This window comes from Rhodococcus sp. 05-2254-2 (assembly GCF_002259095.1).
GTDB lineage: Bacteria > Actinomycetota > Actinomycetes > Mycobacteriales > Mycobacteriaceae > Rhodococcoides.
Genome location: NZ_NOZJ01000004.1, coordinates 294,312 through 316,266, shown reverse-complemented (window position 1 = coordinate 316,266; position 21,955 = coordinate 294,312). Strand labels below are relative to the sequence as shown.

General features: G+C 65.9%; 18 protein-coding genes. 14 read left to right on the top strand and 4 right to left on the bottom strand.

The genetic code is table 11. From position 1 onward, the window contains the following. Positions 1–28: 28 nt before the first annotated feature. The gene (locus CH283_RS07610) at positions 29–256 is read left to right on the top strand and encodes a DUF3263 domain-containing protein (RefSeq protein WP_068055415.1); all 228 of its coding nucleotides are present in this window, start codon (positions 29–31) and stop codon (positions 254–256) included. 7 nt (positions 257–263) lie between these two features. Here the strand turns inward: CH283_RS07610 and CH283_RS07605 are convergent, their stop codons facing one another. After that, on the bottom strand, positions 264–1,001 hold the full coding sequence (locus tag CH283_RS07605) for an SOS response-associated peptidase (protein WP_068055418.1): 738 nt from the start codon (positions 999–1,001) through the stop codon (positions 264–266). Between the two features lie 87 nt (positions 1,002–1,088). On the opposite strand from CH283_RS07605, the gene CH283_RS07600 reads away from it, so the two are divergent. Then, entirely contained in the window at positions 1,089–2,339 is a 1,251-nt protein-coding gene (locus tag CH283_RS07600; protein ID WP_094640813.1) for a pyridoxal phosphate-dependent aminotransferase, read from the top strand. A gap of 226 nt (positions 2,340–2,565) precedes the next feature. Further along, positions 2,566–3,927 carry a YibE/F family protein gene (locus CH283_RS07595; RefSeq protein ID WP_068055425.1) on the top strand — a complete coding sequence of 454 codons (1,362 nt, stop codon included), beginning with the start codon at positions 2,566–2,568 and terminating at the stop codon, positions 3,925–3,927. A 70-nt stretch (positions 3,928–3,997) separates the two neighbouring features. On the opposite strand, the gene ald is transcribed toward CH283_RS07595, so the two are convergent. After that, complete coding sequence (gene ald / locus CH283_RS07590) at positions 3,998–5,080, bottom strand: alanine dehydrogenase (RefSeq protein ID WP_094640812.1); 1,083 nt, start codon at positions 5,078–5,080, stop codon at positions 3,998–4,000. Positions 5,081–5,196: 116 nt separating this feature from the next. On the opposite strand from ald, the gene CH283_RS07585 reads away from it, so the two are divergent. After that, on the top strand, positions 5,197–5,721 hold the full coding sequence (locus tag CH283_RS07585; protein WP_068055430.1) for an Lrp/AsnC family transcriptional regulator: 525 nt from the start codon (positions 5,197–5,199) through the stop codon (positions 5,719–5,721). A gap of 6 nt (positions 5,722–5,727) precedes the next feature. Here CH283_RS07585 and CH283_RS07580 read toward each other — a convergent pair whose 3' ends face one another. Both CH283_RS07580 and CH283_RS07575 read right to left on the bottom strand, forming a co-directional pair. After that, positions 5,728–7,671 (bottom strand): Hsp70 family protein, encoded by a 1,944-nt coding sequence (locus CH283_RS07580; protein ID WP_094640810.1) that lies wholly within the window; start codon positions 7,669–7,671, stop codon positions 5,728–5,730. A gap of 175 nt (positions 7,672–7,846) precedes the next feature. After that, the gene (locus CH283_RS07575; RefSeq protein WP_141215216.1) at positions 7,847–9,277 is read right to left on the bottom strand and encodes a hypothetical protein; all 1,431 of its coding nucleotides are present in this window, start codon (positions 9,275–9,277) and stop codon (positions 7,847–7,849) included. 268 nt (positions 9,278–9,545) lie between these two features. Between CH283_RS07575 and CH283_RS07570 the strand changes: the two genes are divergently transcribed. Genes CH283_RS07570 through CH283_RS07525 form a run of 10 tightly spaced genes read left to right on the top strand, consistent with a single transcriptional unit; the run spans position 9,546 to position 21,928 of the window. Then, positions 9,546–9,803: an acyl carrier protein gene (locus CH283_RS07570; protein ID WP_032396368.1), complete on the top strand. Its 258-nt coding sequence runs from the start codon at positions 9,546–9,548 to the stop codon at positions 9,801–9,803. A gap of 4 nt (positions 9,804–9,807) precedes the next feature. Then, entirely contained in the window at positions 9,808–10,962 is a 1,155-nt protein-coding gene (locus CH283_RS07565; RefSeq protein ID WP_094640808.1) for an acyl-CoA dehydrogenase family protein, read from the top strand. Continuing rightward, positions 10,962–11,909, top strand: a complete 948-nt coding sequence (locus tag CH283_RS07560) for an amino acid--[acyl-carrier-protein] ligase (protein ID WP_068055441.1) — start codon at positions 10,962–10,964, stop codon at positions 11,907–11,909. Before CH283_RS07565 ends, CH283_RS07560 begins: the two co-directional genes overlap by 1 nt. A 42-nt stretch (positions 11,910–11,951) precedes the next feature. Further along, positions 11,952–13,724: an alpha/beta fold hydrolase gene (locus CH283_RS07555; RefSeq protein WP_231893801.1), complete on the top strand. Its 1,773-nt coding sequence runs from the start codon at positions 11,952–11,954 to the stop codon at positions 13,722–13,724. Beyond that, a complete protein-coding gene (locus tag CH283_RS07550) occupies positions 13,721–15,403 on the top strand; it encodes a lipopolysaccharide biosynthesis protein (protein ID WP_176460196.1) in 1,683 nt (560 codons plus the stop codon). The genes CH283_RS07555 and CH283_RS07550 overlap by 4 nt, the downstream gene beginning before the upstream one ends. Further along, positions 15,400–16,680 (top strand): hypothetical protein, encoded by a 1,281-nt coding sequence (locus tag CH283_RS07545; RefSeq protein WP_094640807.1) that lies wholly within the window; start codon positions 15,400–15,402, stop codon positions 16,678–16,680. Before CH283_RS07550 ends, CH283_RS07545 begins: the two co-directional genes overlap by 4 nt. Next, positions 16,677–17,387: a DUF998 domain-containing protein gene (locus tag CH283_RS07540; protein WP_094640806.1), complete on the top strand. Its 711-nt coding sequence runs from the start codon at positions 16,677–16,679 to the stop codon at positions 17,385–17,387. Before CH283_RS07545 ends, CH283_RS07540 begins: the two co-directional genes overlap by 4 nt. After that, positions 17,384–18,364: a glycoside hydrolase family 16 protein gene (locus tag CH283_RS07535; protein ID WP_255183130.1), complete on the top strand. Its 981-nt coding sequence runs from the start codon at positions 17,384–17,386 to the stop codon at positions 18,362–18,364. The genes CH283_RS07540 and CH283_RS07535 overlap by 4 nt, the downstream gene beginning before the upstream one ends. A 47-nt stretch (positions 18,365–18,411) precedes the next feature. Next, positions 18,412–19,698: a glycosyltransferase family 2 protein gene (locus tag CH283_RS07530; protein WP_255183129.1), complete on the top strand. Its 1,287-nt coding sequence runs from the start codon at positions 18,412–18,414 to the stop codon at positions 19,696–19,698. Then, on the top strand, positions 19,679–21,928 hold the full coding sequence (locus tag CH283_RS07525) for a hypothetical protein (RefSeq protein ID WP_094640804.1): 2,250 nt from the start codon (positions 19,679–19,681) through the stop codon (positions 21,926–21,928). Before CH283_RS07530 ends, CH283_RS07525 begins: the two co-directional genes overlap by 20 nt. Positions 21,929–21,955 lie beyond the last annotated feature (27 nt).

The window sequence follows — 21,955 nt, the reverse complement described above, 5'->3', positions numbered from 1 at the left end:
GGGGGTCGAGTAGCACTAGGGGGACACCATGCGCCGGACCACTACCCATTCGGTGGACCACGAAATTCTGACCTTCGGCCGAACCTGGCGGGGATACGGCGGAGGCAGCGACGAGGACATCTACGTGGCATTCGGCATCGACGCGCGTACCTACTTCCAGCGATTGCGTCGCATCCTGGACTCGCCGGTCGCCGAGGACCTGTCCCCGGACGAGCGGTCCGCGATCGCAGACATCTGCCGCACGAGACTCGCCTGAGCCACCGCTACACCGGTACCAACAGCTCCGGGCTGTTGTTCTTCACACTGTTGACCGCGGTACTCACCTCGTAGGGCTCGAGCCGCGGCTCAGGGATGGCCGCCAACAGATCCTGCACGTCGCCGAGATCGGTCACAGTGGGGTCGAGCCAGCTCGCGCGCAGCTCCGGCGGAAGCACCACCGGCGAGCGATCGTGAATGTGCCCGAGCGCATCGGCTGCAGGAGAGGTGAGCACGGTGACCGACCAGACCCACCGATCCTCGTCGTCCTCGGCCTTGGTGGGGTCTCGCCACAGCTCGTACAGGCCGGCCATCGCCAATACTCCAGGAGTGGAGCCCGCGGAACGACCACTATCCAAGCCCTCGTGCAGGAAGTACGGCACCTTCGCGCCGTCGCGCTTTTCCCACTCGTAGTAGCCGTCTGCGGGCACGATGCATCGTCGACGGCTCGCCGCCTTCTTGAACGACGGCTTCTCGGTGATGGTCTCGGACCTGGCGTTGATCAGTCGAGAACCGATTTTGGCGTCCTTCGCCCACGAGGGGATCAGACCCCAGCGCACCGACCGCAGTTGTCGCACGGCGTCGGCCTCGGGTTCGTCCTTCGGTGCGCGCTCGAGCACCGTCCGGACCGTCTGGGTGGGGGCCACGTTGTACGACGGCGGCACCTCCGCACCGACGGTCTCGGCGATGTCGAACACCGCCTGCAGGTCACTGTCACTCCGGGTACTGGCATACCGTCCGCACATGGAACGAGATTGTTCCACCCGCCACCGACATCTCGGGCGAAACAACCTCGTGGAATTACGTGGCACCCACCTGGCACGATGTGACGGGTGACCACTCCGCAGATCCACTCCCAGCCGCGTTACCGCACGTTGCAGCAGTCGACCAAGCTGCAGAACGTGCTGTACGAGATCCGCGGGCCGGTACACGCCCATGCCGCGCGGCTCGAGGCGGAGGGGCACCGCATCCTCAAGCTCAACATCGGCAATCCGGCCCCGTTCGGGTTCGAGGCCCCCGATGTGATCGTGCGGGACATGATCGCGGCGCTGCCGGTGGCGCAGGGGTACTCGGAATCGAAAGGCATTCTGTCCGCGCGGCGCGCCATCGTCACCCGATACGAGCTCGAGCCGGGCTTCCCCGAGCTCGACGTCGACGACATCTACCTCGGCAACGGGGTGTCCGAGCTCATCACGATGACGATGCAGGCACTGCTCGACGACGGTGACGAAGTACTGATCCCGGCTCCGGACTACCCGCTGTGGACGGCGATGACGACGCTGTCCGGCGGCAAAGCCGTGCACTACATCTGCGACGAGGAGAACGGCTGGAATCCCGATCTGGCCGACATCGAGTCCAAGATCACTCCGAAGACCGTCGCACTGTTGGTGATCAATCCCAACAATCCGACGGGTGCGGTGTACTCGAAGGAGGTGCTGCAGGGCATCGTCGATCTCGCACGCAAGCACCAGCTGCTGCTGCTCGCAGACGAGATCTACGACCGGATTCTCTACGACGACGCAGAGCACACCTCGCTGGCGAGCCTGGCTCCCGACCTGCTCTGCCTGACGTACAACGGTCTCTCCAAGGCGTATCGAGTGGCCGGCTACCGCGCCGGCTGGCTCGCGATCACCGGACCGAAGGCGCACGCCGCAGGGTTCATCGAGGGCATCGACCTTCTCGCGTCGACGCGACTGTGCCCCAATGTGCCTGCGCAACATGCCATTCAGGTCGCTCTCGGCGGATACCAGAGCATCGAGGATCTGATCCTGCCCGGCGGCCGTCTGCTCGAGCAGCGCGACGTCGCATGGGAGAAACTCAACGCGATTCACGGCGTCTCGTGCGTCAAACCGCGGGGTGCGCTGTACGCGTTTCCGCGACTCGACCCCGAAGTACACGAAATCTACGACGACGAAAAGCTGGTCCAGGACCTGTTGCTGCAGGAGAAAATCCTGGTGGTTCAAGGCACCGGATTCAACTGGCCCGGCCACGATCACATCCGCATCGTGACTCTGCCGTGGGCGCGAGACCTGGCGGTGGCGATCGAGAGGTTCGGTAACTTCCTCGCGTCGTACAAGCAGTGACACCGGAAGTTACTCGAAAGTAGTTGAAAGTGATGCACAAAACATCGGTGTGATCCCGCCTCGGCGACGAATGATCTGTACATTGGCGGACGGCACTTCGGTGCCCGCGAGCCCTGGTCGTCCCCTCCCCCCCGGGTCGGTCAGGTGGTGGCGGGGGACGCCCCCCCTGCTCCCCGCCACCGAGCTCCTCGCATCTGTCACCAACCTGGCCCCGTACTAGCCTTGCATGGTGGAACCACACGGCAATCCTCCCGACGGCACCAAGCCGAGCCTCGACTCCTACGCGGGCCACGGGCACGGGCACGGCCACAGCGATACTCCGGTTCCGTTGGGACCGGTGGCGGCCAAGGTCGTCGTCGGACTGTTGGTCGCCATTGCCATCGCCGTGATCGGTGGTGCGATCGCTCTGTGGCCGAGCCAGCAGAGCGTCGACATCCCGTTGCCGTTCCAGACCTCCGGCGGTGGCGCAGTGTCCACCGAGGCGGGCACCATCACCTCGCAGAGCATCGGGCCCTGCGGAAGTCCCGACGCCGGAAGACCGTTCACCGGTGACCCGACCCCCGCGGTCAACGACTCCTACGAATGTCAGCGCAGCATCGTCGACATCACCACGGGCGAGGACGCGGGCAAGCGCACGGTACTCGAGATCGCTCCGGGGCCCGGGCAACCGACCCTGAGTGCCGGCGAGGACATCCGGTTGGTTGTACAGACCGACCCTGCCGGTGGAGTCCGCTACTCCTTCAACGACTATTCCCGCGGGCTACCGTTGGCGCTGATCGTCGGCGTGTTCGCGGTGGTCATCTGCATCGTCGCCCGTTGGCGGGGATTCCGCGCACTGGTCGGCCTGCTCATCGCGTTCGCCGTGCTGGTCGTGTTCATGCTGCCCGCCCTGCTCGACGGTGCACCCGCCATTCCGGTGGCCCTCGTCGCCGGTGCGGTGATTCTCTATGCCGTGCTCTATCTGGCGCACGGGGTGAACCTTCGGACCAGCTCGGCGCTGCTGGGCACCCTCACCTCGATGGCGGTGGCGGCGGTGCTGTCGTACGTCGCCATCCGCATGACCCACCTGACCGGATTGTCCGAAGAACAGAACACCGCCGTACAGACGTACATCGGCAACGTCAGCGTCACCGGTCTACTGTTGGCCGGCTTCATCATCGGCTCGCTCGGTGTGCTCAACGACGTGACCATCACGCAGGCGTCAGCGGCCTTCGAGCTCGCCTCGGTCGACGAGACGGCGTCGCGGCGCGAGATCTTCACCGCCACGATGCGGGTGGGTCGCGATCACATCGCCAGCACCGTCTACACCCTCGTGCTCGCCTACGCCGGTGGCGCACTGCCGTTGCTGCTGCTCTTCAGTGTCGCCGACCGGTCCATCCAGGACGTGCTCACCGGCGATTCGGTGGCCATCGAGATCGTCCGCTCCGCAGTCGGCGGTGTGGCGCTTGCCCTGTCGGTTCCTCTGACCACGGCGATCGCCGTGCTGTTGGCCCGCCCCATCAACGTGGGCGGGCCCTCCAACCGAGCGCAGCGCCGGGCGACGGCACCCACCCGCAAGAGCAGGCGCTCCGGCCGTCACAGCGCGTGAGCGGCTCCGCCGCACGTGAGTGGAAGCTCGTAGTGGGCTACGAGTTTTCGTGCACGTGCGGCGCAGCCGCTCAGGCGAACGCAGCGGCGACGGTCTCCGACAACAGTGCACCGTTGTGCGTGCTCAGGCCGGCTTTGAGACCCGGGTCCGCCTCGCAGGCAGCTTCCCAACCCTTGTCGGCGAGTGCGACGACGTACGGCAGGGTGGCGTTGGTGAGCGCGTAGGTGGAGGTGCGCGGTACGGCACCGGGCATGTTGGCGACGCAGTAGAACACCGACTCGTGCACCTTGTACGTGGGATCGGCGTGGGTGGTGGCGTGCGAATCCTCGAAGCAGCCGCCCTGATCGATGGCGATGTCGACCAGAACCGAACCCGGCTTCATACGCTGAACCAGACTGTTGGACACGAGCTTCGGCGCCTTCGCTCCGGGTACCAACACTGCGCCGATGACGAGATCCGCTGCGAGAACGGCCTGTTCGAGCTCGTAAGCGTTGGATACCAGAGTTTTCACCGCACCGCGGTACTGATCGTCGATGGCGCGCAGCGCCTTCACATCGAGATCGAGCACGGTGACGTCGGCGTGCATGCCGAAAGCGATTGCGGTGGCGTTCCTTCCGGACACGCCGGCTCCGATCACCACGACGTTGGCGGGGCGGACTCCGGGAACTCCGCCCATCAGAACTCCGCGCCCGCCTTCACTGGACATCAGGTGGTAGGCACCGGCCTGCGGCGCGAGGCGTCCGGCAACCTCACTCATCGGGGCGAGCAACGGCAGGGAACCGTCTGCAGCAGTGACTGTTTCGTAGGCGATGGCGGTGGTACCCGACTCGAGCAGCGCATCGGTGCAAGGCTTGGACGCCGCGAGGTGCAGGTAGGTGAACAGCACCTGCCCCTTCCTCAGGCGTGAATACTCCTCGGCGATAGGTTCTTTGACCTTCAAGAGCAGGTCCGCAGTCTCCCAGACCTCGGCGACATCGGTGAGAATCTGCGCCCCGGCGGCCTTGTAGTCGGTATCGGTGAACGACGAACCGGCTCCTGCCTCGGTTTCGATGATCACTTCGTGTCCTCGCGAGACCAGTTCGTGCACGCCTGCCGGGGTGATGGCCACCCGGTATTCGTGGTTCTTGATCTCGCGTGGAATTCCGATCTTCATGGCGGCCTCCTCGGTGGCGGGTGATGTGAAGCCGGGGCTCCATCCGTGTAGGCCAACTATGAATTATCTACGAAATACCTGCAACGGAAGTGAATATAATTCTGTACAATACCAGAATGGTGAGCAATAGTTCGTTCGAGACGGGTGAAGCGGGGTCTCGGTCGAACGATGTTCGGTCGGTGCCACTGGACCGAATCGACCACATCCTGCTCGACGAGCTCCGCCGCGACGCCCGTACACCCAACAACGCGCTCGCTGCCGCGGCCGGGATCGCACCGTCGACCGCACTGGCGCGGGTTCGTGCTCTGGTCGAACGCGGCGTCATCCGCGGCTTCCACGCCGAGATAGACCCCGAGGCACTCGGCCAGGGCATTCAGGCCATGATCTCGGTTCGGCTGCAAGCAGATGCTCGACGACGCATCAGCGAATTCGGTTCGAAGATCGCCTCACGGAAGGAGACGCTGAACATCTACTTCATTGCCGGTGCGGACGACTTCCTGGTGCATGTGGCAACCGTCGACACCGCCACTCTTCGCGACTTCGTCGTCGAGAATCTCAGCGCCGACCCTGCTGTGGCCGCTACCGAGACCATCCTGATCTTCGAGCACATCAGGCCGCGAAACACTCACGGAGAGAAGTGAATCGGGTCAGGGAGCGGGCGGGGCAATCGGCGGGAAACCGGGCAGCGTGAAATCCGGGAATCCCGGAATCAGCGGCGGTGGCTGCTGCGTCGTCGGAGGAACGCTCTCGACGGGTGGCGGCGGCGCAGGCTCGGCCGTGGTCGTCGTCGGCTCCGGAGTCCACGGCTCCTGGTAGACCTCGGTCTCCGGTGGCACGGTGGTCGGTTCGACCGTGGTTTCCGGTGCAGGTGCGGGCGGCGGCAACACCGGCGCTGGTGTCACCGACGTGGGCGGCACCGTGGTGGTGGCAGCGGGAGCTTCGGTCTGGTTCCGACTGACCGAAGTGTCGACCACCTGTGGTGTGTTCTGCTGGGTGATCATGAACGCGGAGCCGCCCACCACCAACGCGAGACCGAGCGCGAGAACACCTCCGGTGCGGAGCTTGCGCCGAGCCCGAGTGCGGTCGTCCTCGCCGTCGTCGTCGTCGTAATCGGCGTCGAGCCAGTAGACGTTCTTCAGCTGGAACGGAACCGGCTTGCCGTCGTCTGCTGCCTCTGGCTTGGCAGCAGAGTTCTCGGCAGACGAATCCCCCGTGTTCGCGCTCAACGCAACGACCTCCCCGTCGACCCGCGCCCCCTGCACGTGGTCGTCGAGAACATCTTCCACCACCGGCGAGGTCTCCGGAACCGAATCGACTGCACCGAATTCGGCGGAGTCCGTGAACCTCGAGGAAGCGAATTCTCCCGAGGTACCGGTGGGATCGGCCGGGCCTTCTGACGTCGGGACTTCGGACACCGGCACTTCGGGCACCGGCACCTCGGACACCGTGTCCTGCGAGTGCGCGCCGACCGCTGCCGCCGCTATCCAGGGACGGGCCGGAACAGGACGCGCCGGCGAGGGAGCCTGGACAGGCACACCGGGCGCGGCGTGCTGAGACTCGGTATTCGCCGGAACCGGACGGACCGGCGCGGGTAGCGGCGGCGGCACGGAAGCCGGTTCCGAGCGGACCCGCGACGTGGGTTCGGCGGTCATCGGCGCAGCGGACGTCGCCTGCCGATTCGGTGCCCGTCTCGTTCCGGTTCGCGTGCGTGAATGCGGCCGAGCGGCCAGTGCCGCTCCACGTGCCGCGACGGTCTCGGGCTCGGTCGGCACGATCGACGGGAGTTCGAGCAGTGGTCCGACGCGTTTCTGCACTATCGGCATGCGAGCTCCACCGCCGATCAGTACGACGGCGTCGATCGGAACGTTGGCACCGATCATCACGTCGCGCGCGAACTCGATGGCCTCGTCGAGCAGGTCGGTGATGAGCAGCTCGAAGTTCTCCCGAGAGAGCAGGATCATGCCGCTGGCGTCGGGCAGACATACCGCGTCCTGAGTGGACAAGCGCTCCTTGGCAATGCGGCAGCGCTTCTCGAACAACGCCATGTCGGGGTCGGTCGACTGCTTGCCGAGGCGTTGGAGCTGATTGTTGCGCACGTAGGCGTCGAGCAGATCTCCGCTGTACGCACCGGATCGCTGCGAGGCGATGACGGTGCGCTGCACCAGGTCCACGACGCTGACGGTCAGTCCTGAACTTCCGAGGTCGAAAAGTGCGACGGAATTGCAGTTGCGGGCCTCGCCCGTTGCCGCCAGGTACTCGACGACGGCCTCCACCTCGGGGACCAGGTGATAGTTGTGCAGGCGCGCACCGCTGAGGGCAGCATGCAACGCGTCGGCCTGGCGGGGGTCGCGGTAGGCGACGCCGGTGGCGAGTTCGGGCTCGCTCTCCGCTGCGGCACCGATCGATTCGGCGGCCAGATGCGGAAGGTCTCTGCCGACACTGTCGATGAGTTCGTTGCGGAAGAACAGGGGCCGGTCGATGTCGGTGACCAGGCCGGATGGGTCTCCGACGGGTGACCCGAACTGCTCGGCTCGGGGCTGCGCCGTGCGCACGGCTCGGGTCCCCATGGACACCCCAAGCAGCACAGTCACGGTTGTCGGCCTCATTTCGATCGGCAGTTGTCTTCGGACGCGATCCACCTCGTCCAGAGCGCCAGGTTACCGCTTCGGCCGAATCGGCGGGGCGCGCGCCCCGGCGGTGGGCGGAGCCGGGCGTAGTGAAACCTGTCGCGCTCCCCACCCGGCCTGCTCGAACCGGACCCGAGGTCTATTCCGGCAGCTCCGGATCGACAGTCGGTAGGTACAGCTCGCCCGCGTAGGTGAACTCCCGCTCGTACAGGTCCGCGTCGGACAATCGAACGGGCCCGAGCACCGGCAGCTCGGCGGGTCCCGGATCGACCCCGTCGGCCGGGCCCGCGACGGCAGAAAGCGCAGCGGCGAACGTGGAATCGATGGGAATCTGCTGGTCGATCAGCGGAGTGGGCGGCGGCGTGTTTCCCCGGGTGAACACCAATCCCACCACCGCGACGATCAGCAGACTCACGGCGGCGAGCACGGACGCGTCCCGAATCGACCAGGTGCGTCGGCCGCGGCGAACCGGCTCGGCGACGACCCCCGGCTCGGGTGCTGCGGGTTCGAGCACCTCGGGCTGCAGGAGTGCAGGTTCGTCGAGATCGATGTCTGCCGGGGCCGTATCGAAGGTGGTCGACGGGATCGTCAGATCCTCGGTCGCGAGTTGGTCGACGGTGAGGCCGTCGACCAACCACTCCTCGACGGTGTCGAAGTCGAGCGTCTCCGGCTCGACGGTGTCGAAGTCCAGCGTCTCCGGCTCGGCGAGCAGCTCGGGCGCATCGATCAGCTCCGACGCGTCGTCCGGGACGGTGATGATTCCCACATCGGCGTGGAGAGAGCCGTCGAAAGGGGTTTCGGCGGGTCTTTCGTCGAGTGCCGCACCCTCGGCGATGGCCATTGCAGGGTCGTCGGGCACGTGGACGGGAACGTTCCACTTGTCCTCGATGATGGTGCGCACCGCGGGGATGCCTGCACCGCCACCGATCAGCAGTACGGCATCGGGTGCCTGTTTGGAGGCCCAGTCCAGGGCGTCGGAGACGAGCGGTGTGATCTCTCGCTCGAATTCCTTTCGGCTGAGCAACATCGGGCCGCGGTTGGGTGCCCGGACGCCGACCGACGTGCTCACCAACTCCTTGAGCTCGCGGAAGAAGGCCTGGTACTCCTGATCGCCCTCGGGGCCGACCGGAGCCGGCAGAATGCCCTTGGCCATCACGATGCCGCGGACCACCTCGTCGAAGCGGTCACCGCTGATGTCGACGGTGCGTGCGGTCCACTCGACGTACTCGCCCGCCACATCGAGTGCGGTGGCCGAAAACCCCTTCTTGCCCAAATCCACGACCAGGACGTAGTCCTTGTCGGCCAGTTCCGGAACGGTGCGGGCATAGGCGAGCAGGGCGTGGGATTCCTCGACCATGCGAGCGTTCGGCACGGTGCCGTCGCCGAGGGTCTCCAGCAGCGCCGTCACGGCTGCGGTGTCCCATCCGGCGAGCACGATGTCCTCGAACGGCCCGAGGTCGGCGAGCTTGCCGGGCAGCAGGTCGTGCGCACCCTCTGCGTCGATGGAGTCCTCGACGCGGCGGCCGTCGGCGATGTACGCGATGCGCACGGCACCGGTACCCACTGACACCCCGCAGACTCCACCCATAGACCAGACAGTCCTTCACAGATTGTGTTTCGACGCCCGATCCGGCGCCCGTACGAGCCCCCGCTCCTCTCGAAGTGTACGGCGGCTCGGATACCCGATGCGGGCATCCCGGTAACGCTACTAAACAATCTACGATATTGTTTAAGAGGGTCTGGGGAGACTTTGGGTCGAAAAGGCACACTGCCAGCCGACCCTGAGTCGACGACGAGGCCGTCCGGTCTCGTGGTTAACGCGATCGGTGGAGGTTTCGATGCAGACGCTCAATGCTCACGACGTGGTTCGAGTGCGAACCGTTCTGGAGAAATTCGGAAAGCTGCCGGTTCCCGTGGAGGGCATCGACGAAGCTGCCGATCTCTACGACAGCGGCCTCACCTCGCACGCCAGCGTCAACGTGATGATCGCGCTCGAGGACGAGTTCGACGTCGAATTCCCCGACACCATGCTGCAGAAGTCGACGTTCGGCAGCATCAACGCGATCGCCGCGGCCATCGCCCAGCTGACGGACTGAGGCCATGACCACCGTCTACGAGAGCTCGATCGACCAGTCGATCACCGACGTGCTGGCCGTACTGCGGACCTACGCCGACGAGGTCGATCGCGATGCCCGTTTTCCCACCGAATCGGTGGATGCGCTGCGCGACGCCGGCCTGCTCGGGGTCGGAATTCCGCGGGAGTTCGGCGGAGGCGGGGCAACACTGACCGACATAGCCCGGATCTCGCGCGCCCTCGGTGCCGAGTGCGCATCGACCGCGATGATCTTCGTGATGCACCAGTCACAGGTGCTCAGCATCGTCCGCCACGGCAAGTCCGACGCCATGGCAGACCTGCAGCGTCGCATCGTGACCGATCGCATACTGGTGGCGTCGGCCACCACCGAGATCAACATCGGCGGCGACGTCCGCTCGAGCAGTTGTGCGGTGGAGTACGACGGTGAGCAGATCACGCTCAGCAAGAACGCACCGGTCATCTCCTACGGCGAGTACGCGCAGATCGTGTTGGCGACGGCGCGGCGCAGCGTCGACAGCCCGCCGAGCGATCAGGTGCTCGTGGTGTGCGAGAAGCCCGACGTGACGCTCGTCAAGACCGGCACCTGGGACACCCTCGGCTTTCGCGGCACCTGCAGCCCCGGCTTCATGCTGGACGCGCGCACGACGACGTCGAACATCCTGGGCGACAACTACGGCGACATCTCCGCTCAGACCATGCTTCCGGTAGCGCACGTGCTGTGGGGATCTGCGTGGCTCGGCATCGCCGACGCGGCGGTCACCAAGGCGCGCAAGTCGGTGCAGAAGGCCGCACGCAAGACTCCGGGAACGCCGCCGCCGAGCGCGCTGCGTCTCGCGGAGCTGATGGTGGTGCACGAGCAGTTGGTGGACACGGTGTTCGGTGCCGCAGCCAAGTTCGAGGCCGTCGCCGAGAGCCCCGCCGAGCTCGGAGCCATCGGGTTCGCGCTCAAGATCAACAACGTCAAGGTCACCGCGTCGACGCTCGTCATCGACATCGTCGGCAAGGCACTGCAGATCTGCGGCATCTCCGGGTACCGACAGGACGGCGAGATGAGCATCGGCCGTCATCTTCGGGACGCGCACGGGTCCGCGATCATGGTCAGCAACGAACGCATCCTGGGGCACAACGCCCAGCTCTCCCTCGTCTACAAGGGCAAATGATGACCACCACACACTCCGCACCGGAAACAGACATCAGCGAACTCGACTCGGCCCGAGCCGCTTTCCGCGCCGAGCTCGTCGACGCCGGCTTGCTGGTCCCCAGCTCGATCCCCGGATTGTACGGGCGCAGTGGCGAATTCGAGGACATCATCGAGTTCGTCGATGCCCGCGTCACCGAGGCAGGCGTCGCCGAACACGGCCGTCAGGCCACTCGATTCCGGTTCGCACCGGTCTTCCCTCGGGAAGCCTTCGAGCGCACCGACTACATCGCGTCGTTCCCCAACCTCACCGGCGCCATCAACACGTTCGAGGGCGACAACAAGGAACACGCTGCGTTGTTGGCGGAACGATCCGACGGCAAGGACTGGGATCACTTCCTGCATTCGGCGGGCACCATGCTGGTCTCGGCTGCCTGCCATCCGTCGTACTCGATGCTCACCGGCACGCTGCCCGACGAGGGCACGCTGATGGACATCTACGGCTACTGCTTCCGGCACGAGCCCGCGGTGGATCCGGCTCGGATGCAGGCATTTCGGATGCACGAGTTCGTTCGAGTCGGCACCCCCGAAGACGCGATCGCACACCGCGAACGCTGGGTACCGCGCGGTCTCCAGGTGCTGGCAGATCTGGGGTTGGAAGCCGAGGCGGTCATCGCCAACGACCCGTTCTTCGGTCGCGCCGGACGCATGCTCGCGGCGAACCAGCGCAACGAGAACCTCAAGACCGAACTGGTCGTCAAGCTCTACGGAGATCTCGACGAGGGCACCGCGGTCGTCTCGTGCAACTGCCACCGCGATCACTTCGGGCACACCTTCGGCATCGAGACCGTCGACGGCGAACCGGCCCACAGCGCCTGCGTCGGCTTCGGCATGGAACGCATCGCCCTGGCGATGCTCCGCACCCATGGACTCGATCGATCGGCCTGGCCTGCCGCACTGCGCAACTGATCGATACCGCTTCACCCGTGTACGTACACGAAGGACCAAACTGTGAACAGTTCCCGCACCGCTCCCCGGCGCATCGGCTCAGTTCCCGCCGAGTGCTCTTCGCGTACGGCGGGCGGCAAGTACCCGATGTGGTTCGGCCCGGCCGACTCACCGCTGTTCGGCACCGTCCACGTGCCGTCCGGCGGTCGGGCGCGCGGCGGTGTGGTGCTGTGCCCACCACTGGGCAAGGAACAGGTCGATTCGTATCGCGGCATGACCCTGCTCGCGCAGAAGCTGTGTGCGCAGGGACTTCTGGTGCTGCGGTTCGACTATCGCGGCACCGGGGATTCGTGGGGCGATCAGGATCAGCCCGACGCGGTGGCGCACTGGCAGCGCAGCATCGTCGAAGCCGTCGCCTACGTTCGTGGTTGCGGGGTGAACGACGTCGGTCTCGTGGGTCTGCGCGTCGGCGCCTTGTTGGCGTGTTCGGTCGCCGCCGAGTGTGGCCCGCTCACCGCGATGACGCTGTGGGATCCGGTGGTCAGAGGACGGTCGTATCTGCACGAGCAGCGCGCGCTGTATTCGGTGAGCGTGACCACCGACTCCGACGCAGATCCCAGGGTGTCGATCATCGGCGCTGTGCTGCATCCCGATTCGGCTGCCGATTTCTCCGTGCTCGATGCCGCGAAGACGAGAACGGACGCGCCGGTGCTGGTGGCCACGCGCGCCGAGCGAGCCGATACCAAGCCGGTACGCAGGGTCGTCGAGACTCTCTCGGCTCAGGAACACACACTGACCGCGCACGACGACTTTCTCGAGCCGAGTGATTTCGAGGTCGTCATCCCGACGTCCGACATCTCCTACCTCGCGACGTGGACGGCTTCGAAGTTCCCCGCGACGCCCGCGGCCGACGTCGCGGTGGAGCGTCGATCGCGATCAGTGGTCGACGGAATTCAGGAGAGCATCGAATACCTGGGCGCACAGCAGCTTTTCGCGATTCGGTCGTCCTCGGATCTGTGCCTGCCCGGAGGACCGACCGTGGTGTTGTATCCCACCGCCAACGAGCACCGTGTCGGTCCGGTCCGTATGTGGGTGGAACTGGCGCGGCTACTGCCTCGCTTCGGAGTGGCCACGGTGCGTTTCGATCGTCGCGGCACCGGCGAAAGCGGAACCGTGGCCGATACGGAGTTGACCCGGCTCTACAGCGACGAGGGCAACGAGGATGCACTCACCGCCGTCCGGCAGTCTGGGTCGACCCCGGACAACGTCCTGGTGGCCGGAATGTGCTCGGGCTCCTGGTATTCCAGCTTCGCCGCCCGGGAACTGGGGGTTCGTGCCGCAGTACTGCTCAACACCCTGGACTGGACCACTCGTCGACTCGAATTCGTCAAGCGTTCCTCGATGCACATCGAGGAGACGGGACTGAAGGCTCGCGCACTCGACCGTCTGCACCACTGGGGTGTACGGACCAAGAATGCACTGCAGCCGCGAATCCCGTATGCCCTGTGGATCTGGCTCGGCCGGCGCGGATTGATCCAGGTTCCCGAGATCTCGTTGCGCATTCTCAGCGACCGCCGGGTGCAGACACGAGTTCTGCTCTCCCCCAACGACACCGCCTGGTTCGAGGCCAATCGGGGCCCGGAGGGAATGCGCCGGCTCCAGCGCCGATCGTCCGTGCCCACCGTCACCTCGTTCGAGTCCGGTGATCACTCGCTCTACGGTCGCGACCTGCGCGAGAACGTCCGAGCCGAACTTCTCGCGGCCACTGCTGCTGCGTTCGACCTCGAGATCACTGCTCCGTCGCCTCCCGTGCCGGTGGGGAAGGTTCGGTTGTGAAGCACCGCGCTCCCAGGATTGCGCCACCCAAACACGAGCAGCTCGAACAACTTCGGTGGTACCCGGTCGAACCGGCGCGGTTCGACCTGGGCCTGATGAACAGCCCGACGATGCCGGTGCCGACCGTGCCTCGGCACAATCCCGTTCACTCGGTCGATGTGTCTCCGATCGCCGACCCCGTCGAGCATCCGGCACCCGAGACGGGACCGGGTTCGAAGGCGTCCGATCGCAACCTCGCGCTCAACTCGATGGCCCTGATGCTGTCGACGGCCATCACCGGCGCACTCGGCCTGCTGTTCTGGGCTGCGGCCGGTCGGCTCTATCCCGTGGCCGAGGTGGGCAGCGCGTCGGCGGTCATCACCTCCGCGGTGATGCTCTCCACGTTGTCCAATCTGAGCCTCGGTTCGATGTACGAGCGATTCCTGCCGATCTCGGGCCGGTTGGCCAAGTCGTTCATCGTGCGCGGCTACCTCACCGTCACCGCGTTCGCGTTCGTGCTCGGCGGCGGCTTCCTGCTGGTCGCGCCGGTGGACGAGATGTTCACCAATACCGCCGAAATCGTCTCGTTCCCGTTCTTCGTCGCAGTCCTCGCGGTGTTCGCGCTGCAGGATCAGACCTCCTCCGGCCTGGGCGTCGCCCGATGGGCGGCCGCCAAGAACGTCTTTCACGCCGTCTTCAAGTTCGTGTTGTTGTTGGCGCTCTTCTCGACCGAGCGCAGTACCTCGATCATCTCCGCCTGGGCCGTCCCCGCGATCGTGGCGTCGATCTTCGTCCTGCGCGCGATCCTGAAGAACGTCCGCACCGAACAGCGGTACGCCGGCAAGCCGGATCTGCCGCCCCGGCGTGAGATGTGGGCGTACTTCGGTTCGGCGTACGGCATCACCGCGCTCGGCTCGCTCGCTCCGCTGCTCGTGCCGATGATCGTCGTCGCCACCCTCGGTGCCGAGCAGAACGCCTACTTCTCGCTCACCTGGTCGATCGTCAGTGCTCTGTACATTCTGATCAGCGTGTTGATCGGACCGTACGTCGCCGAGGTCGCTGCCCACCCCGCGCAATTCCACCGCCTGACGAAGCGATTCATGACCCTCGTCTGCATCGTCGCGGTGGGTGGGTCGATCTTCCTGGCGTTCGTTGCACCGTTCGGACTCGGCCTGATCGGCCAGGGTTATCGCGATCAGGGCACCATCATCGTGCAGTTGGCCGCGCTGACCATCCCGCTCTCCGTCGTCGGTTCCCTGTACGACGGTTTGGCTCGGGTCCGTCGGCGCATGCGACTGGCCGTGATCGTGCAGGTGGTGGCCACCTCGATCATCATCGGCGGCTCGGTGGCACTGTCGTCGTCGATGGGCATCGCGGCCGTCGGCTGGGCGTACCTCGCCGCGGAGGCGTTCGGCGCACTCGTTCTGATCGTGCCGCTCGTCCGATGGATTCGTGAGCTGTCCGCAGGCAGCAACGGCGAGTCCGGTGACGGCCCGGGGCCGTCGGGCTCCCCCGGACCTCGCGGGCCGATCGACGACAGCGACGTCCGTCCACCTCGATCCCGTCACGGAGAACCCCGACACGCCGAACCTCGGCACCGGGAACCGCCCCGTCGCGAGCCACAGGACGGCCGGCCGCAGCTCGACGAACCGTCACCGCGTCGCATCCCTGTCCACGCTCAACACAGGACGGCACCATGACTCAGACCTATCGCGCCAGTTCACTGGACATGCTTCGGTCCGATTCGCGCATCGTGACCGTGCTGGGACCCGCGGACTTCGGTGATCTCGCACGAGTACGGAGCCGGGTACTCGCACTGGCCTCGATCGGTCCTGCGACGCGGCTGGGCCTGCGCGCCGACCAGTCTTCGGTCGGCTGGGTCTACGAGCCGGAGCGGGTGGTCGAGCACATCGTCGAGGGACCCGCCGTCGATCACGAGCAGTTGGCCAAGGAGCTCACCGAGTTCTCGCACGCGTCCGTTCCCGAGATCACTCTGCGGATCCGTCTGGCCGGTCGCTACCTGTTCCTCGATCTCAATCACGGTATCGGCGACGCTCTGTTGCCGGTCGACCTGTTCGCCTACTTGGCCGACGCACGTCCCGACGCCCCGCTTCCGGCGTGGGCGAGCAGGCCCGTCGACGGTCATCCTCTCCGAAAAGCACTGTTGCGCTGGATCGTTCGCAATCCCAGGAAAGTCTTGGACACGATCCACGACCGCGTTCGTCCCGGCCCGAACCCGGAATACGCAGCCACCGCGCCTGCGCCGGACACCGCATCGCCGACGGCATTTCGGCCGTGGGCACCGTCCGCGGCGGTGGCCACCGTGGTGACGCAGTCGGGTACCACCGATGCGATCCGGCGGTGGCGGGAATCCCACCTGCCCGGCGCGAGCGTCAGCGCGGTGATGTGTGCCGCCGTGGCTGCGGCGTTCGCGCGCACGTCGTTGTCGCTCGATCGTTCCGCGGCGTTTCTGTTCGACTGCCGCCGCTACCTTCCGCCGTCGACGGTGGTGCTCGGCAACTTCGCAGCCGGGATCCGTTTCTCCGACATCGATCCCACCTCGGCCGGGGAGGTGCACGGGGCACTGTCCGGTGCCATCGCCAAGGGCCGTCCCATCGCATCCGCGACGATCAGCACCATCAAATACAAGCGTGAACACAAGGCCGTCTCCGGGGTGTTCGGGGACAAAGTTCCGGTTCGCCCCAGAGTTCAGCTCATGTACTCCGATCTCGGTAGGGTCAGGCAGTTGGAGCAGGTCTCCTGGGTTGCCGAGCCCGCCGACCGCGCCTTCTTCGTGATCGCCGATCCGGGACTACCGGAGTCGGTGATGATCACGATGGAGACCATCGGTTCGGTCGTGTTCGTCTCGGCGTCGTTCCACGACAATGTTTTCGATCGCCACACAGTGCAAGCCGCACTCGATCTCGTAGCAGCGAACCCCCTCGCATTGCTGGCCCCTCAGGAGAAGACCGCATGACCATCGAAGCGAAGCGCCCCACCGAACCCGAAGCGAACAGTCCGACGTCGAGCACCGTTGCGCCTGCAACGAAGCGATCGGTCTTCGTTGCCCACGTCGCTCGGTGGGCGGGCTTGTCGGTGGTGCAGTTCGTTCTCCTCGAGTACATCGTCTCGGCCACGTGGCGGGGTCTCTACAGCTACCGGAACAACTACATCAGCGAGCTCGGCGTTCCCTTCTGCGGGCCTACCGGCAACTGGCCGTGCAGCCAGCTCTACGTGCTGCTGAACGCCTCGATGGTGCTGTTCGGTGTGGCAATCGCCGCGGTGGGCGCATCCTGGTACATCGTTCGCCGGATCGACGGCAGGGCCGCGTCGTTCTTCCTCGTGGCCGGCGCGGGTGCCATGACCGCCGGCTTGGTCAACCAGGGCGTGAACTACCCCATTCACTCGTTCGGAGCCACCGCGTTCTTCATCTTCGGAAACTTCGGCCTCGTCGTCGCAGGCGGGCACCGGAGTCTGCCGCGCGGTATTCGCATCGTCGTGACCGCGCTCGGTGCCGTCGGTCTGGCCGGTTACTTCGCCTACATGAGCGGTCACGAGTTCGGTCTCGGTATCGGAAGCATGGAACGCATCGCCACCTATGCGCTTCTCGTGGGAATAGTCGTGCTGTCGGTCTCGCAGTTCAACGCGACGCGAGTTCCGAAGAACGTCGACGAGACCGCGTGAGTCGTCATGCCGCATCGAGCCACGAGTCCGGAACGGGGACCGTCGAGGTTTCGCGGCTACCAGGAACCGGGCTCATCGTCGAGCCTCCACGTCGACGCTGGCCTTCCGTTCTGGCGTTCCTCGTCGTGCTGGGTCTGGTCGTCGCCGGAACCGTGTACGGGATGACGCAGCGCTCGGACGGAGCCGACCCCGACTCCACTGCGCAGGGCACCGTCGACGCCACCTCCACGACGTCGGCGTCCAATACCGAAGCCGCCAAGCCCGGATTCACCGTCTACGACGACTTCTCGGGCACGGCGGGCGATGCCATGTCGGACGACCGTTGGAGTCACGATGTCGGACAGACCGGTTGGGGCAACAACGAGAAGCAGGACTACACCGATTCGACCGAGAACTCGTCTCTCGACGGTGACGGCCACATGGTCATCAACGCGATGCGCAACGGTGACGGGTACACCTCGGCCCGAGTGACCACCAAGGACAAGTTGGAGTTCACCTACGGCCGCATCGAGGCCAGGATCAAGATGCCGGCCGGAGCCGGACTGCATCCGGCGTTCTGGATGCTCGGTACCGACCTGGACTCGGTCGGCTGGCCGCTGTCCGGCGAGATCGACATCATGGAGACGTTGAACCAGGCCGATCAATACCACACCGGAATCCATGCGCCCCAACCCGATTCGTTGACCAGCCAGAAGGTGGACGCAGGCGGGATTCCGCCCGAGCCACTGTCCGAGAACTTCCATACCTACTGGGTAGAGCGCTCTCCCGGCCGCGTGACCACCGGCATCGACGGCACCACCTTGGCCACGATCACTCCGGCAGACCTCACCGGCGGCAACGACTACTGGGTCTTCGACAAGCCGTTCTTCCTGCTGTTCAACGTCGCCGTCGCCGGTGACTGGCCCGGCCCCACCGACAACTCCACGCCGTTCCCGGCGACCATGGCGGTCGACTGGGTGCGGTATCGCGCCGACTGAGACCCCGCTCCACCTGCCCGTACGTGTCACCCGAAAGGACCCTCCCCGTGTTACCTCCCGCGCTCCCCAGACTGCAGTCTCCCGAATGGGACGGTGCCGTGTGGATCGGTGACATCGACCTGGAGCAGGATCTTCCGGACTCTCTCGTACTCGACGGTTCCGACGGTTACCACCGTGCCCGGTTGCTGATCCGACGCGGACCCGACCCGCTGGGCTTCGTCGAACTCGATGTCGTCGACGGCGCGGTCGCGGCAGACGATGCACGGAGGGCGGCGATGTCGCTCGCCCAGGTTCCGATGCCCGATGCCGTTCCCGAGACCGATCGAGCGTTGCCGCCGATCACCGTGGTGATCTGCACTCGTGACCGAGTCGATCATCTGCAGGGCGCGCTCGCGTCGGTGTCCGCTCTGGACTACCCGGATTTCGAGGTGGTCGTCGTCGACAATGCGTCTCCGACCGACGCCACGCAGCAGTACGTTCGCGGGTTGGACGACTCCCGTGTTCGCGTCGTGTCCGAGCCGACGGCGGGTCTGTCGAGAGCCAGGAACACGGGGTTACGAGCAGCGCGGCACGACATCGTCGCCTTCACCGACGACGACGTCGCCGTCGACGCGAGGTGGTTGCGCAGCATCGCCCGCGGCTTCGGGCGGGCCGAGCGGGTCACGTGCGTGTCCGGCATCGTGCCGAGTGGGGAGATCCGCACTCAGGCGCAGGCGTACTTCGATCGCCGCGTCGGATGGGCGAGTTCGGTGACGCCCCGGGTCTACGACCTGAAGAATCCACCGGCCGACGTGCCGCTGTTTCCGTTCCAGGTCGGGATGTACGGAACCGGAGCCAATTTCGCGGTCGACCGCGGACGGATGTTCGATCTGGGAGGATTCGACGAGGCATTGGGAGTGGGATCCCCGACCAACGGCGGTGAGGATCTCGACATGTTCTTCCGGGTGCTGATGGCCGGCGACAAGCTGGTGTACGAGCCTGCGGCCATCGTGTGGCACCGTCACCGCGCCGATCCCGAGGCGTTGGCGGTCCAGGCGCGCGGGTACGGACTCGGGCTCGGCGCGTGGCTGTACACGGTCGCCACCGACCGCAGATCCGCGAGCCTCGCGGCGAAGGTTGCCGCCCGCCGACTCGGCAGTGCAATTCGGTTGTCGGCCAAGATGAGCAAGGTCGCCTCCCCTCCCGACGATCTCGCTGCCGACCTGCCCGACGGCATCGGCCGGATGGAACTGCTCTCCATCGCCAAGGGCCCCGCGGCCATCCGGCGCAGCAGGCGCGAAGGTCGCGAGCGCACTCCGCTGGCGGGGGTGAGCCGTGAACCTGTCCTCGACTGATTCCGGATACCGGTCCATCGCAGATCTGCGGCACAAGCTGTTCGTTCCGTCCGACTGGACCGATTGGCCCGTCGGCACCACCGACTCCGCTGCAGGCACACGGCGGCGCGCGGGTAGCCGATTGCGCTACTCCGACATCAGCGTCCTCGCCGCCCTGTCCGGCCTGGCCTCGATGATCGCGCTGCCGACGCTGGTTCGCGTCGTGCTTCTGACGGTCCTGCTGTTCTTCGGACCCGGTGCCGCGATCCTGTCGTGGGTGCGCATCCCGCGCACCGCGGTTCCTGCCGCCCTGCCGATTCTGAGTATCTCGGTGGTGACACTGATGGTGTCGGCGGCGATGTGGGGCTACCGCTGGTCGCCCCGGATGTGGACGTTGTGGCTGTGCCTGGCCCTGATCGGCTCGTCGGCGCTCTGGTACCGCAAGCACGGCCGTCCCGACCTGCCGGTCTGGGTGGCGCAGGCACGTGAGGTCGTCTCGCCGTCGTCGCGAACGTCCGCCCTCGCTTTCGTGAAATTCGCTCTGACCGACCGAGAGACGTTGCGACGCAATGTTGCCGGCCTGATTCTGGCGTTGGCGTTCTTTCTGTGGCTGCCGTTGTTGCCCGGTCTCGAGCGCGCAACGTACTCGCAGTTCGGGCTGCTGACCGCCGGAACCGGCCCTGGTTTGGTGCTGTGCATGGTGCTGATCATGGCGGCGTTCCTGATCGCGTTGCGGCGTCATCAGCTGCGCACCATGCTGGTCGCCATCGGCCTGGCCATCGTGGTGCAGCGATTCACCGTCACCCTCGTCACCTCCGCTCCGATCTACGACTGGACGTACAAGCACGTCGCCGTCACCGAGTTCGTGCTCGATCTGAACCGACTGGCTCCGAGCGGCGTCGACATCTACAGCGAGTGGCCCAGCTTCTTCCTCGTCTCGGCCTGGTTCCAGCACGTCACCGGATACGACACGCTGGCTCTGGCGCACGTGTTCGCGCCGATGATCCACGTGGTGCTCGCGGCGGCCGTCTACGGACTGGCGCGGGTCATGAAGTTCGACAAACGCGCCGCGATCACGGCGGCGATGCTCGCCGAGGTCATCAACTGGGTGGGCCAGGACTACTACTCACCGCAGGCGTGGGCCGTTCTGCTCGCCGTGGGCTTCCTGGCGCTGCTGATGTCCTCCTCGCTCACCCGGTCCGCGGCGTTCCTGTCGATCGTTCCGTTCGCGGCGCTGGTCCCCACGCACCAGCTGACGCCGTACTGGCTGATGGCCGTCACCGGCGTGCTGCTGGTGACGCGGCGAGCCAAGCCGTGGTGGTTGATGATTCCTCTCGGGATCATCCTGCTCGGATACCTGTATCCGCGACTGCCGATCGTGGCACCGTACGGACTCTTCCAGGGGTTCGACCCCGTACAGAACGCCGCGAGCAACGTCGAGGCGGAGGGCGTGCTCGGCAAACAGATCACGTCCCTGGTCTGCCGCGCACTGTCCGGCGGGGTGTTCGTGCTGGCGTTCGTCTCGGCGATCTACGCCTGGCGTACCAAGAAGACGTTCTGGGCACCGATGGTGATGGCGTTCGGATCGATCATGCTGCTCGCCGGGCAGAGCTACGGCGGCGAAGCGATCTTCCGGGTGTACCTGTACGCGATTCCCGGCTGCGTGCTGTTGATCACGCCGCTGTTCCTGGCCCTGTTCGATCGCAAGCCCTCCCAGGATCGCCCGTCCCGGGCCCGCAGGCTCACCGCCCGGACATCGGTTGCGGTCGCGACGGCCGGGGCTCTCGGCAGTGCCGTGCTGGGCTTGCAGAGCTACTTCGGCCTGTGGCCGATCGTGCTCGAACACCGCGACCAGATCGACGACGCCCGCGCGGTCGCCGCACAGTCACCGTCCGGCACCGCGGTCACGATGCTGTACTCCTCGGGCTACCCGGCCCGGTCGACGTCGGACTACGGGCGCCTGACGGAGGCCAACGAGTACTGGGACGTCCCGCTCTACGCGCTGGGCCCCGAGTACATGGAAGGCTTCCCGACGCCGGAGAAGCTCGGCCAGATCGACTACAACGCGTCGGTCAGCGACACACCCACCTACATGGTCCTGACCCGTCAGTCGCTCGAGGCGATGCAGTACTACGGGTTCGTCGCCGACGATGCGGTCGCACGTTTCCGGCAGTGGCTCGCCACCAACTCGGCGTGGTCGGTGCGGTATCAGGACACCAACACGATCGTCTACCAGTACCGATCGCGTTGATCTCGTCACAAACTATGACGTGCATCT

Excerpts from the sequence above, each read along its gene's own strand:
- CH283_RS07610 (WP_068055415.1), top strand. The coding sequence starts at position 29 with ATGCGCCGGACCACTACCCATTCGGTGGACCACGAAATTCTGACCTTC.
- CH283_RS07595 (WP_068055425.1), top strand. The coding sequence starts at position 2,566 with ATGGTGGAACCACACGGCAATCCTCCCGACGGCACCAAGCCGAGCCTC.
- CH283_RS07585 (WP_068055430.1), top strand. The coding sequence starts at position 5,197 with ATGGTGAGCAATAGTTCGTTCGAGACGGGTGAAGCGGGGTCTCGGTCG.
- CH283_RS07560 (WP_068055441.1), top strand. The coding sequence starts at position 10,962 with ATGACCACCACACACTCCGCACCGGAAACAGACATCAGCGAACTCGAC.
- CH283_RS07570 (WP_032396368.1), top strand. The coding sequence starts at position 9,546 with ATGCAGACGCTCAATGCTCACGACGTGGTTCGAGTGCGAACCGTTCTG.
- CH283_RS07565 (WP_094640808.1), top strand. The coding sequence starts at position 9,808 with ATGACCACCGTCTACGAGAGCTCGATCGACCAGTCGATCACCGACGTG.
- CH283_RS07545 (WP_094640807.1), top strand. The coding sequence starts at position 15,400 with ATGACTCAGACCTATCGCGCCAGTTCACTGGACATGCTTCGGTCCGAT.
- CH283_RS07540 (WP_094640806.1), top strand. The coding sequence starts at position 16,677 with ATGACCATCGAAGCGAAGCGCCCCACCGAACCCGAAGCGAACAGTCCG.
- ald (WP_094640812.1), bottom strand. The coding sequence starts at position 5,080 with ATGAAGATCGGAATTCCACGCGAGATCAAGAACCACGAATACCGGGTG.
- CH283_RS07605 (WP_068055418.1), bottom strand. The coding sequence starts at position 1,001 with ATGTGCGGACGGTATGCCAGTACCCGGAGTGACAGTGACCTGCAGGCG.